Consider the following 11,778-nt stretch of genomic DNA (forward strand, 5'->3'; position numbering starts at 1 on the left):
TAGTCTAAACCTATGTTGACAAGAGTCGATCCGCGCCTGATTGAACAGGCCACACGCGCCGATGCCCCGCATGCGCTGGTCATTGGGGCAGGGTTGGGCGGTCTGGCCTCGGCCATGCGGCTCGGGGCCAAGGGATACAGGGTCACGGTTCTGGATCGTCTGGATAGCCCCGGGGGGCGCGGCTCTAGTATCACCAAGGACGGGCACAGGTTTGATCTTGGGCCGACCATCGTGACAGTGCCGCAACTCTTTCGCGAACTCTGGGCCGCCTGTGGGCGGGATTTTGACACAGATGTCGATCTGCGCGCCCTTGATCCGTTCTATGAAATTCGCTGGCCGGATGGCAGCACCTTTACCGCGCGGCAGGACCGCGATGCCATGCGCGCCGAGGTCTCTCGCCTCTCGCCGGGTGATCTGGCGGGCTATGACCGCTTCGTCAAGGATAGCGAGGCGCGGTATTGGTTCGGGTTCGAGGACCTGGGGCGCAGATCCATGCATCGCTTGGGCGATCTGATCAAGGTCCTGCCAAAGTTCGCATGGTTGCGGGCGGATCGGTCAGTCTATGCCCATGCGGCGGGGCGGATGAAAGACGAACGCCTGCGTATGGCGCTGTCGTTTCATCCGCTGTTCATCGGAGGTGATCCGTTCAACGTAACGTCGATGTATGCGCTTGTGAGCCATCTCGAAGCGGCTTTTGGCGTGCATTATGCCATCGGTGGCGTCGATGCGATCGCCCGCGCCATGGTGGGCGTGATCGAGGGACAGGGCGGGGTCATCCGGCAGGGGGCCGAGGTTGATGAAATCGTTATCAAAGAGGGCCGGGCCACGGGGGTGCGCCTGAGTGGCGGCGAGGGGATCAGCGCCGATATCGTGATCTCTAACGCCGATGCGGGCCATACCTATGACCATCTTTTGCGCAATCACAAAAAGCGGCGCTGGACGACGGCGCGACTGAAGCGGTCGCGCTGGTCGATGAGCCTGTTCGTCTGGTATTTCGGCACGACAGGCACGCGGGAGATGTGGCCCGATGCAGGCCATCACACCATTCTCAACGGTCCCCGATACAAGGGGCTGGTGCGCGACATCTTTCGGCGCGGCGTTCTGGCCGATGACATGAGCCTTTATGTGCACCGCCCCTCTGTGACCGATCCGGGTGTGGCGCCCGAAGGTGGCGATACGTTTTATGCGCTCAGCCCGGTGCCGCATCTGGGCCATTCAAACCCCGTGGATTGGGCGGCCGAGGCCGAGCCCTATCGCCAAAAGGTGCAAAAGGTGCTGGAGGATCAGTTGCTTCCGGGGCTTGGGGCGCATCTGTCTGCCTCTGAGGTGTTCACGCCCGAGACATTCCGCGACCGATATCTTAGCCCGCATGGCGCTGGCTTCTCTATCGAGCCACGCATCCTGCAAAGCGCGTGGTTTAGGCCTCATAATGTCAGCGAAGAGGTGCGGGGCCTCTTTCTGGTGGGCGCGGGCACGCATCCCGGTGCTGGATTGCCGGGGGTGATTTCGAGCGCCGAAGTTCTGGCGCAACTGGTGCCGGATGCGGTGCCGGTCGGGGTGATGCCATGATCGCGCCGCAGGATCTGGCCCATTGTACCGAGGCGATCCGCCATGGGTCGCGGTCTTTTCACGCCGCCTCCAAGCTCTTGCCGCGAAGGGTGCGTGATCCGGCCTTGGCGCTTTACGCGTTCTGCCGTCTGGCGGATGACGCGGTGGATGAGAATCGCGAAAAGGCGGCGGCGGTGCTGTCGCTGCATGAACGGTTGGATTTGGTCTATGCGGGCAGGCCCCGCAATGCGCCGGCTGATCGTGCCTTTGCCGCGATCATAGACGGGTTTGACATGCCGCGCGCTTTGCCCGAAGCGCTGCTGGAAGGGTTGGCTTGGGATGCCGAAGGGCGCCGTTACGAGACCCTGTCCGAGCTGCGGGCCTATTCGGCGCGGGTCGCCTCTGCGGTGGGGGCGATGATGTGCGTGCTCATGCGGATGCGCGAGCGCGATGCTCTGGCGCGGGCCTGTGATCTGGGCGTGGCGATGCAATTGACCAATATCGCCCGAGACGTGGGCGAGGATGCGCGCGAAGGGCGGCTATACCTGCCGCTCGAGTGGCTGTCTGAGGCTGGCATGACGCCGGAGACCTTCTTGCGCACACCTGCCCCGGATGCCGAGGTGCGAAGGATGGTGCGCCGCCTGCTGATGGAGGCGGACACGCTTTATGCCCGCTCTGAGGCGGGGATTGCTGTGCTGCCACTTTCTGCGCGGCCCGGAATTTATGCCGCGCGCTATATCTACGCGGGCATCGGCGCGCAGGTGCGCGGCGCAGGCCACGACAGTATCACGCGCCGCGCGCGCACCAATGGCACGCAAAAACTGGGCTGGTTGATGCTGGCGCTGCTGCGGGCGGCGGGCAGTGTGATCCTGCCCAGCTCGCCCGTGATCTATGCCAAGGCGCTGCCCGAAACGGAATATCTGGTGCGTGCTGCGGCACAGGACGCACCGCGCGCCGCCGATTGGAGCGATACGCTCTATGAGGCGCTGGCGCGTCTTAAAGCGCAGGACGTCGCGCGCGAAGCGGGCTTGAGCCGAGATGTCGGGCGGGTTAGAGAGACCGCATGATATGGCTCATTTTCGGGATTTTTCTGGCGGCTTGTTTCGCAGCAGGCTCGACAGGGGGGCTGTTTCCGCCGGGCGATTGGTATGACCGGCTGAAAAAGCCGTGGTGGACGCCGCCCAACTGGCTGTTTCCAGTGGCTTGGACCACGCTTTATATCTGCATGGCGGCGGCAGGGGCGCGGGTGGCGGTAAGCCCCGACAACGGCATTGCGATGGCGCTCTGGTCGTTGCAAATCGCGCTGAACGGGCTGTGGACGCCGGTCTTTTTCGGGCTGCAACGGATGCGGTTAGGGCTGATTGTGCTCTGCGCGCTTTGGGCTTCGGTGGCGCTCACATTGGTGGCGCTCTGGTCGGTGGACTGGATCGCGGGGCTGCTCTTTGTGCCCTATCTGACATGGGTCAGCGTGGCGGGCATGCTCAATCTTGCGGTGCTGCGGCTGAACCCGGATGCGGCGCGGTAACCTGCTTTGCAATTCGCAACCGCGCTCTGCACAGAAAAGCCCTATCCTATGGCCGTGAAATTGCTCTAGGCTCCCCCGAAAAGGGAGGAAGGCCACCATGCCGCAGAACGAGGTCAAGCCGCTGGGCGTGCCGGAGATGGGCGATGTCCGTTTTGACATGCTGGCAGAGGCGCTGCGCCGGGGCTGGGCGGATATGCGCCGCGCGCCGGGCTTTGCGGTGATCTTTGCCGGGGTTTATGTGGGAATCGGGCTGATTCTTGCGTGGATTACATGGGTTACGGGCAAAAGTTACTGGCTGATCTTTGCTGCTGTGGGCTTTCCCTTGGTGGGGCCTTTCGCGGCGGTGGGGCTCTACGAAGTCAGCCATCGCCTGAGCATGGGGCGGGCGCTGGTGGCGTCAGAGATTTTCGGCGTCATCGCCCATCAGAGGCGGCGGCAATTGCCTTCGATCTGCGCCATCATCATCATGGTGTTCCTGTTCTGGTTCTTTCTGGCGCATATGATTTTCGCCCTGTTCCTGGGGCTATCGACCATGACCAATGTCTCAAGCTCGCTGGAGGTCTATTTCACACCGGAGGGGCTGAGCATGTTGGCGGTGGGCACAGGCGTGGGCGCGGTCTTTGCCCTGTTGCTCTATAGCCTGACGGTGGTGTCGCTGCCCCTGCTTCTGGACCGGGAGGTTGATTTTGTCACCGCGATGCTGACAAGCCTGCGGGTGGTGATCGAAAATCCACTGCCGATGCTGGTCTGGGCGGCCCTAGTGGCGGGGCTGACATTTCTGGCGATGTTGCCTGCGTTTCTGGGGCTTTTCTTTGCGCTGCCGCTCTTGGGCCATGCGACATGGCATCTCTATACGCTGATTTGCGAGGCGGGGGGCGCTGCCCCCCGGACCCCCTGGAGTATTTGAGCCATAAAGAAACGGGGTGGGCGCGCTATGCCTCGCGACCATGGGCGACAAGGCGGGCGTGAAGACGCGCGGCCTCGAGCGCCCCGGCTTCGAGTGCGAAGATATAGGCATGGGTGAGAAAAAAGCAGGCGGCATCGAGCGTATTGGCCCGGTCCGCCGCCTGCGTATAGAGCGAGATCAGCGCTGCCCGGTCGCCTGTTGCATGGGCGCGGATCATCGCACTGTCGAGATCAGTCATTCCGCCGCGCGGCCCATGGCGCGATGTGCCTCGACGCGGCCAGCGACCCAATCGTGAAAGCAATGCGTGGGGCTATCCATCACCGGAGAGAAACGCCCGCCGTCGAAATAGGGGGCGTGGCGGCCGCGCTGCATGCCTTCGACGACAAAGATATCCTCTTCGAACACGGTTTTCCAAAGCTGGGTATTGCGCAGGCGTAGCCCACCATCGGCATTGGGAACCGAGTAATAGAGGTGGATATGTTCGACGGTGCGCTCGGGGCCCTTCGGCTCTAGTATGATGACAAAGGCGTGGTCGCGGTGCACGCCCAAGAGAACGTTGGGGTAGGCCGCGACATATTCGGCCTGTTCGTTCCATTTCGCGCCCACTTCGGCGAAATCAGGGAAGGTCTGGCCGGTTTCATTGGTCAATTGGCGGTAGACCATGGTGCCCTGACCCGAATACGCGCCCGGTTTCTCGATGTGGTAATGATCTTCAAGCCGGGAATAGCTGTTGAGGCCGGGGTGAACCCAAGGCAGGTGATAGCTCTCACAGTAATTTTCGACGGCGAGCTTCCAGTTCGTTTGCACCTCAAGCGTAAAGCGGCTGTCAGCACCGCCATGATAGACAGGCAGATCGAATTCGCCCCAGCGGGCGATGAGATCGGCCATGGCCAGCTCGAACGCGGGGGCATCGCCCGAGACATTGATCCAGACCACATCGCGCCAGATATGGCTGCGAATCTCGGTCAGGCCCAACTCGTCGCGCTTGATGCTGGCGTGGGTGTTATGCCCCGGTCCGCCGACATGCGGGGTAGAGACCAATGCGCCCTTGGTGGAATAGCACCACGAATGATAGGGGCAGCGGATGGCCCCCTCGATCTTGCGCGGTTCCTCGACAAGGATCATGCCGCGATGGCGGCAGATGTTCTGGAAAACGCGCACCTCACCGTCCTTGTCGCGCAAAAGAAGGAGCGGCATGCCAAGAAATTCCAGCGGCTTGGCATCACCCGGTTCCGGCACATCGGCCGCCACGGCAAGCCCAGCCCATTGGCTGAAGAGAAGCGCATGCTTTTCTTCCTCAAACACGGCAGGGTCGATGTAATGGGCGTTGGGCAGGCCGTTGGCCTGCTCTACGGGCGTGCGGACATTCGTGAGATCAGTCAGCGCGGGCATTGGGCGTCTCCGGGGTTGGGGCTGGCGCATACTCTGCCAGAGCCCCAACCTCGAACGCGCCTATCTGCGACGCGGCGCGTCTATCCCGCGACAAGCCTGCGATTGTGGCCCCTGTCAGAGACCGCGCGGCAGGGCGGCCACGCCGGTGCGGGCCATTTCCACCAGACCCAGAGGACGCATCAACTCGGCGAAGGCGTCGATTTTTTCAGGCGCGCCGGTGATTTCAAACACAAAGCTGGTGAGTGTGCTGTCCACCGCATTGGCGCGGAAGATATCGGCCAGACGCAGCGCCTCGACGCGCTTGTCGCCGCTGCCCTCGACCTTGAGCAGCGCCAATTCGCGCTCAACGCTGAGGCCTTCCACGGTAAGGTCATTGACCTTGTGCACGGGCACGATACGGCCAAGCTGCGCCTTGATCTGTTCGATCACCTGCGGCGTGCCGGTGGTCACGATGGTGATCCGGCTCGTGTGGCCGGTATGGTCCACCTCGGCCACTGTCAGGCTGTCGATGTTATAGCCTCGGCCGGAAAAAAGACCGATGACACGGGCCAGAACGCCGGGTTCGTTATCGACCAGAACCGCCAAAGTATGGGTTTCCTGCACATCCGAAAAGGTTGGGCGCAGGTTATAGGCGGAGTGTTTGGACGAGCCTTTTTTGATTTGCAGGGGGGACATTATGCAGTTCCTTCTTGTCGGGCTTTGGCGGCTGTTGGGGGGGCGCCCACCCTAGGGGATGGGCGCAGGGTGGGTGAACCCACCATCACACCAGAACGGCACCGCCCTCTTTGATGGCATCCTTGGTTGAGGCCTCACCCAAAATCATCTTGTTATGCGGCTCGCCGGACGGGATCATCGGGAAGCAGTTTTCATGCTTTTCCACGAGGCAATCAAAAATCACCGGCCCGTCATAATTGAGCATTTCCATGATCGCGTCATCAAGATCGGCAGGGTCGTTGCACAGGATGCCCTTGGCCCCAAAGGCCTCGGCCAGTTTTACGAAATCGGGCAAGGATTCCGACCAGCTTGAGGAGTAGCGCTCTCCGTGCAGCAATTCCTGCCATTGACGGACCATGCCCAAACGCTCGTTGTTGAGGATGAACTGTTTGACGGGCAGGTGGTACTGCATCGCCGTACCCATTTCCTGCATGTTCATCAGCCAAGACGCCTCGCCCGCGACATTGATCACGAGCGCCTCGGGATGGGCGATCTGGACGCCGATAGAGGCCGGAAAGCCGTATCCCATGGTGCCAAGCCCGCCAGAGGTCATCCAGCGGTTCGGATCGTTAAAGCCGAGATACTGCGCCGCCCACATCTGATGCTGGCCCACCTCGGTGCAGATATAGCGGTCGTGATCTTTGGTCAGCGCTTCGAGCCGGGCAAGCGCGTATTGCGGTTTGATGGTCTTGCCCTTTTGGGTGAACTTGAGGCAGTCCACCTTTTTCCACTCATTGATGCGCTCCCACCATTTGGCGATTGCCTCACGGTTGACCTTGGCACCGCGCGCCTTCCAAACCTCGAGCACATCGGACAGAACATTGGCGATGTCGCCGACAATCGGAATATCGGCGCGGATCACCTTGTTGATCGACGAGGGGTCGATGTCGATATGCGCCTTGATGCTATCCGGGCTAAAGGCATCGAGCCTGCCGGTGATCCGGTCGTCAAAGCGCGCGCCTATGTTGATCATGAGGTCGCAGCCATGCATGGTCATGTTGGCCTCATAAAGCCCATGCATGCCCAGCATCCCGATCCAGTTCTTGCCATTGGCAGGATAGGCCCCCAGACCCATCAGGGTGGATGTGGTGGGAATGCCGGTCGCTTCGACCAATTCGCGCAAGAGGCGCGTGGCCTCTGGGCCAGAGTTGATGACACCGCCACCGGTATAGAACACGGGGCGCTTGGCCTTTTCCAAGGCCGCGACCAGATCGGTGATGCCTTCGATGTCGCCTTTTACGCGGGGCTGGTAATGCGACACGCGCGCCTGATGCGGTGCCGTATAGGTGGCCGAGGCGAATTGGACGTCCTTCGGGATATCGACCAGAACCGGGCCAGGGCGGCCGGTGGTCGCAACATGAAACGCCTGATGCAGCGTATCCGCCAAGCGGGCGGTGTCGCTTACCAACCAGTTATGCTTGGTGCAGGGGCGGGTAATGCCGACGGTATCGGCCTCTTGAAAGGCATCATTGCCGATCATGAAGGTTGGCACCTGCCCGGTCAGCACCACCAGCGGGATGGAATCCATCAACGCATCAGTCAGGCCTGTCACCGCGTTGGTTGCCCCCGGACCAGAGGTGACAAGAACCACGCCCGGTTTGCCGGTCGAGCGCGCATAGCCTTCGGCGGCATGCACTGCGGCCTGCTCGTGACGCACCAGAATGTGGCGGATGTCATTTTGCTGAAAGATCTCGTCGTAAATGGGTAGTACGGCACCGCCGGGATACCCGAATACGACATCCACGCCCTGATCCTTGAGGGCTTGGACCACCATTTTCGCTCCGGTCATCTGACGTGTCATGTGCTCGTGCTCCGTATATGACGTCAATTCAAGTCGCATAAAAAAGCCCCCGGTTTTCCGGGGGCGCATGGGGGACCCGAAGGGTGTCCGTTACCGGCCCATGCGCCACTTACCTACGATGAATACGAGTGTGTCCATGCGGGCGACTCCGTTCTGCGTGGCCGGGACATTAGGTGCGGGGGCAGGGGGCGTCAAGCCGATTTGGTGGATAAAATGTCGCAAAATGGGATGAAATCTTTGCATTTGTTGCGCAAAAAGGGGCGCGGACGTGTGTTTCCCGTTTTGAGTGCATGTCAGGGCCGCATTTTTCGGGAATCGCCCCGTGATGCTGGTGCCATGCGCGCGGCTTTCATCTGGCCTGAAATACCTCGGGGGTTTGGGGGCTGGCCCCCAATCTGGCCGCAGGGATCAAAGGCGCACCCCGGTGCCCTGCAACACGCCATGTTCGAGCGCATAGCGGGTCAGCCCCGCCGTTGAGGCGATACCAAGCTTGCGCTTGATGTTCTTGCGATGCGTCTCGACCGTGCGCACGGAAATATCGAGCGCTTGCGCCACATCTTTGTTGGATTTGCCTTGGGCGAGTTGCAGCAGGATCGTCTGCTCGCGGTTGGTCAGCTGTTCGCGCTCGGGGTTTTCATACGGCTCAAGCGAGCCTTTGGCCCCGGTGCACAGATAGCGTTGCCCGGTCATCACAGCGTCTATGGCGCGTTTGATCTCATCCGTGGGCACATCCTTGAGCACATAGCCCGCCGCGCCATGGCTGAGCGCTGAGGAAATATACTCGGGGCTGTCATGCATGCTCAGGATCAGGATGCGGGTCTCGGGGCGTTTCTCGAGGATGATTTCTGTCGTGGTCAGACCCCCCAGCCCCGGCATGTTGAGGTCGAGCAGGATCACATCGGGCGCAAGGCTCTCGACCCGGTCGATGATGGCCTGACCGTTGCCCAGCGTGGCCAGGATTTCGACATCCTCATAGCTTTCGAGAATGGATTGGATGCCTTCGGCGACCATTGGGTGGTCGTCCACGATTACGATCCGGATCGGTCTTGGGCTCATGCGCGGGCCTTTTCCTTGGGGTTTGGCCGCTCTTGTGGCGGCAGAAGGTGTGTAAGGGGCACATTGGCTTCGATGGTCGTTCCGGTTTTCCCCGAGATCACGGTCAGCGTGCCGTCCAACTGTTCAACACGTTCCTGCATGTTGCGCAGGCCAAGCCCGCCGCCGGGCGTGCCCGAGGGTTTGGCGCGGTCGAGGCCGCAGCCATTATCCGCAATGCGCAGCGTGGCGCCATGTGTATGGCCGCGCACATCAACGGTCACGCGGGTGGCGCCGGAATGTCGCTCGATATTCGTGAACGCCTCTTGAGCGACACGGTAGAGCGCAATCTTGGCTTCGTCATCGAGCCGGTTGCGGAAAACCACGGTGCTGAATTCGGTCGTGATGCCGGTGCGTTTGCCAAACTCTTCGGCAAGGGTTTTGAGGGCGGGGCCAAGGCCCAGATCATCCAGCACACCGGGGCGTAGGTCGCGGCTGATGCGGCGAACCTCTTGAATGGCCCCAGAGAGATGGGTGATACCGCGTTCCAGCGTGTCGGCGGCGCGGGCGTCGCCTGCCGCCAGCCGCCGCTTGGCGGTATCGAGCGCATAGCGCACGCCAACAAGAATTTGGCTGATACCGTCATGGAGTTCGCGCGCAACGCGGCGGCGCTCTTCTTCTTGGGCATCAAACACCCGCTGTGTCAGTTTCTTGAGCTTGGCATCGGCAAGGCGACGTTCACGGATGTTGATAAAAAGACCCGAGACAAAAACCAGTAACAGCGCTGCCAGCATCGCGGCACCGATATAGAAGAAGGTGCGCTCTACCCGCGCTTCGACCATCTGGCGAGAGGCCGTGACAGTGGCCACCACATCGTCGATGAAAACGCCCGTGCCCACCGCCCATCGCCAGTCTTGGAGCCCGATGACATAGGTCACCATCTGCGCACGCTCGCCGGTCGAGGGTTTTGGCCATTCATAGCTGTGATAGCCACCGCCGGTGCGCGCCAGCCGGATCAACTCATCGGTGATGGGCTGGCCGCCTTCATCCTCCAGCCCCGTCCAGTTGCGGCCAATAAGTTCGGTGCGGCGGGGACTGACAAGGTTGGTGCCGTCATAGTTGAACACAAAAAAGTATCCGTCCTGACCATAGAGCATGCCCGCGAGGATCTGGCTGACCTGTTCCATCGCGGCTTCGTCATTCGGGGCCGCGCGCCCGTAGATGTTCACAAAGGCAGTTCTGGCGATGGAGAGGTAATTCTTGAGCTCCGCACGCTTGGCCTCGATCAGTTGCGCCTCAAGCGTTTCGATCTCGCGTTCGGCCAGTTGACGCGATTGAAGCGTGACGACGACAGAAATCGCCAGCGCCGTCAGGATCAGCGGCAGGGTGGCGATCAGAAAAAGCTTTTGGCCATAATTGAGCCGGATGCGGGCGAAGAGGCGTTGCATGGATCAGCGATAGGGCCAAATGCGCGGCATTTCCAGCCTCTCGTGTATCAGTGCTCGGGCGGGCGCCAATCGGCGGGGGGCACATCGCCGCGGCGCAGGCGCAGCGCAAGCCCCAAGGCCACGCCCACCCCGATGGCAACTGTCAGGTCCGCCAGAACGGTCAGCACAAGCGTCAGCACAAGCAGCACGCGGTCCGAGGGACGGTCGGCCATGTAACCGCGCCATTTATGCGGCTCTGACATATTCCATGCGATCAATATCAAGAGCCCGGCAAGGGCGGGCATGGCGAAATACCCTGCCAAGGGCGCTGCAAGCAGCATCACAAGCAAGATCACGAGCGCATGGATCATGCCCGCAACGGGCGTGCGCCCACCGGCGCGTACATTGGTGGCGGTTCGGGCAATCGCGCCCGTGGCAGGCAGCCCACCAAAGAGCGCCGAGCCAATATTGGCCACGCCATTGGCCACGACCTCGGCATTGGGTTGTGATTTGTCTCCGATCATCCGGTCGGCCACGGCTGCGGAAAGAAGCGATTCCACGCCCGCCAAAAAGGCGATGATAAGGGCGGATGGCAGAAGGTCGATCATCCGCGAAAGGCTGAGATCCGGCACCACGGGCAGGTTGGGCGTATTGGGCAGCGGACCAAAGCGAGAGAGAAGCGTATCCACTGGCAGATGCCAAAGCGCCACTGCGGTCGAGGTCAGCCCGACCGCCACGATCAGCCCCGGATACCGAGGTGCTGCGCGACGCAGCCCCACGATCAGCACCATGGTTGCCAATCCGATCACCAGCGCTTGTGGGTTGAACGTGTCGCGGGCCTGCCAGAGCGTTTCGATCTTTTCAAGAAATTCGGCGGGAAGGCTTGTTGTGGTGAGGCCCAGAAAATCCTTGATCTGGCTGGTGGCAATGATGATGGCAATACCGATGGTAAAGCCGTTGATCACCGCCTCAGGGATGTGACGCACAAGGCTGCCGGCGCGCAATCGACCCGCGACCACAAGGATCACGCCAGCCATCAGCGTGGCGATGATAAGCCCGTCCTGCCCGTGTTCGGCGATAACGCCGTAAACCACCACGATAAACGCACCGGTGGGTCCGCCGATCTGAACCCGGCTGCCCCCCAAGGCCGAAATAAGGAAGCCCGCGATGATCGCCGTTGTCAGCCCTGATGCCGGGTCCGCGCCCGACGCGATGGCAATGGCGATGCTGAGCGGCAGCGCCACCATAGCCACGCTGATCCCTGCGAAGAGGTCCGCACGGAACAGGGCCCCGGTATAGCCCGGTAGGGTGGTGAACAGCTTGGGTGTCATGTGCGAATCTCAACACCCGCGCCGATCCGGTTTCAAGCACAAAGAGCGGGCAGCGTGCACAATTGCATGCAAAGTCAGTGTGTGACCCCGGAAATCATCAC

Annotated in this window: 11 protein-coding genes; 4 read left to right on the plus strand and 7 right to left on the minus strand. The window is 61.4% G+C overall.

Going from position 1 to position 11,778, the window contains the following annotated elements; all coding sequences use genetic code 11:
- Positions 1–12 precede the first annotated feature (12 nt).
- The 4 genes from ACLGGT_RS15615 (at position 13) to ACLGGT_RS15630 (ending at position 3,980) form a co-directional block, all read left to right on the plus strand.
- Entirely contained in the window at positions 13–1,569 is a 1,557-nt protein-coding gene (locus tag ACLGGT_RS15615) for a phytoene desaturase (RefSeq protein WP_151979158.1), read from the plus strand.
- Complete coding sequence (crtB, locus tag ACLGGT_RS15620; RefSeq protein ID WP_437196767.1) at positions 1,566–2,615, plus strand: 15-cis-phytoene synthase; 1,050 nt, start codon at positions 1,566–1,568, stop codon at positions 2,613–2,615. Before ACLGGT_RS15615 ends, crtB begins: the two co-directional genes overlap by 4 nt.
- Positions 2,612–3,073 carry a tryptophan-rich sensory protein TspO gene (gene tspO / locus ACLGGT_RS15625; protein ID WP_008282124.1) on the plus strand — a complete coding sequence of 154 codons (462 nt, stop codon included), beginning with the start codon at positions 2,612–2,614 and terminating at the stop codon, positions 3,071–3,073. The genes crtB and tspO overlap by 4 nt, the downstream gene beginning before the upstream one ends.
- Positions 3,074–3,170: 97 nt before the next feature.
- Positions 3,171–3,980: a DUF2189 domain-containing protein gene (locus ACLGGT_RS15630; protein WP_081508405.1), complete on the plus strand. Its 810-nt coding sequence runs from the start codon at positions 3,171–3,173 to the stop codon at positions 3,978–3,980.
- Positions 3,981–4,005: 25 nt separating this feature from the next.
- On the opposite strand, the gene ACLGGT_RS15635 is transcribed toward ACLGGT_RS15630, so the two are convergent.
- The 7 genes from ACLGGT_RS15635 to ACLGGT_RS15665 all read right to left on the minus strand — a co-directional run bounded on the left by ACLGGT_RS15635 (position 4,006) and on the right by ACLGGT_RS15665 (position 11,677).
- Positions 4,006–4,218 (minus strand): hypothetical protein, encoded by a 213-nt coding sequence (locus tag ACLGGT_RS15635; RefSeq protein WP_008282126.1) that lies wholly within the window; start codon positions 4,216–4,218, stop codon positions 4,006–4,008.
- The gene (locus ACLGGT_RS15640; protein WP_437196768.1) at positions 4,215–5,372 is read right to left on the minus strand and encodes an aromatic ring-hydroxylating oxygenase subunit alpha; all 1,158 of its coding nucleotides are present in this window, start codon (positions 5,370–5,372) and stop codon (positions 4,215–4,217) included. The genes ACLGGT_RS15635 and ACLGGT_RS15640 overlap by 4 nt, the downstream gene beginning before the upstream one ends.
- A gap of 114 nt (positions 5,373–5,486) precedes the next feature.
- Positions 5,487–6,047 (minus strand): acetolactate synthase small subunit, encoded by a 561-nt coding sequence (gene ilvN, locus ACLGGT_RS15645; protein WP_008282128.1) that lies wholly within the window; start codon positions 6,045–6,047, stop codon positions 5,487–5,489.
- Between the two features lie 85 nt (positions 6,048–6,132).
- Entirely contained in the window at positions 6,133–7,887 is a 1,755-nt protein-coding gene (locus ACLGGT_RS15650; RefSeq protein ID WP_008282129.1) for an acetolactate synthase 3 large subunit, read from the minus strand.
- Between the two features lie 408 nt (positions 7,888–8,295).
- On the minus strand, positions 8,296–8,943 hold the full coding sequence (locus ACLGGT_RS15655) for a response regulator transcription factor (protein ID WP_081508408.1): 648 nt from the start codon (positions 8,941–8,943) through the stop codon (positions 8,296–8,298).
- Positions 8,940–10,367, minus strand: coding sequence for a cache domain-containing protein (locus ACLGGT_RS15660; protein WP_151979162.1), 1,428 nt, complete (start codon positions 10,365–10,367; stop codon positions 8,940–8,942). Before ACLGGT_RS15660 ends, ACLGGT_RS15655 begins: the two co-directional genes overlap by 4 nt.
- Positions 10,368–10,414: 47 nt before the next feature.
- Positions 10,415–11,677 carry a SulP family inorganic anion transporter gene (locus ACLGGT_RS15665; protein WP_151979163.1) on the minus strand — a complete coding sequence of 421 codons (1,263 nt, stop codon included), beginning with the start codon at positions 11,675–11,677 and terminating at the stop codon, positions 10,415–10,417.
- Positions 11,678–11,778 lie beyond the last annotated feature (101 nt).

Origin of the sequence: Roseovarius sp. MS2 (genome assembly GCF_051447875.1) — a bacterium.
GTDB classification, from domain to species: domain Bacteria; phylum Pseudomonadota; class Alphaproteobacteria; order Rhodobacterales; family Rhodobacteraceae; genus Roseovarius; species Roseovarius mucosus_A.

What these genes read in the sequence shown, in the direction of transcription:
- ACLGGT_RS15615 (WP_151979158.1), top strand. Translation starts at nt 13, where the DNA reads ATGTTGACAAGAGTCGATCCGCGCCTGATTGAACAGGCCACACGCGCC.
- crtB (WP_437196767.1), top strand. Translation starts at nt 1,566, where the DNA reads ATGATCGCGCCGCAGGATCTGGCCCATTGTACCGAGGCGATCCGCCAT.
- tspO (WP_008282124.1), top strand. Translation starts at nt 2,612, where the DNA reads ATGATATGGCTCATTTTCGGGATTTTTCTGGCGGCTTGTTTCGCAGCA.
- ACLGGT_RS15630 (WP_081508405.1), top strand. Translation starts at nt 3,171, where the DNA reads ATGCCGCAGAACGAGGTCAAGCCGCTGGGCGTGCCGGAGATGGGCGAT.
- ACLGGT_RS15635 (WP_008282126.1), bottom strand. Translation starts at nt 4,218, where the DNA reads ATGACTGATCTCGACAGTGCGATGATCCGCGCCCATGCAACAGGCGAC.
- ACLGGT_RS15640 (WP_437196768.1), bottom strand. Translation starts at nt 5,372, where the DNA reads ATGCCCGCGCTGACTGATCTCACGAATGTCCGCACGCCCGTAGAGCAG.
- ilvN (WP_008282128.1), bottom strand. Translation starts at nt 6,047, where the DNA reads ATGTCCCCCCTGCAAATCAAAAAAGGCTCGTCCAAACACTCCGCCTAT.
- ACLGGT_RS15650 (WP_008282129.1), bottom strand. Translation starts at nt 7,887, where the DNA reads ATGACACGTCAGATGACCGGAGCGAAAATGGTGGTCCAAGCCCTCAAG.
- ACLGGT_RS15655 (WP_081508408.1), bottom strand. Translation starts at nt 8,943, where the DNA reads ATGAGCCCAAGACCGATCCGGATCGTAATCGTGGACGACCACCCAATG.
- ACLGGT_RS15660 (WP_151979162.1), bottom strand. Translation starts at nt 10,367, where the DNA reads ATGCAACGCCTCTTCGCCCGCATCCGGCTCAATTATGGCCAAAAGCTT.
- ACLGGT_RS15665 (WP_151979163.1), bottom strand. Translation starts at nt 11,677, where the DNA reads ATGACACCCAAGCTGTTCACCACCCTACCGGGCTATACCGGGGCCCTG.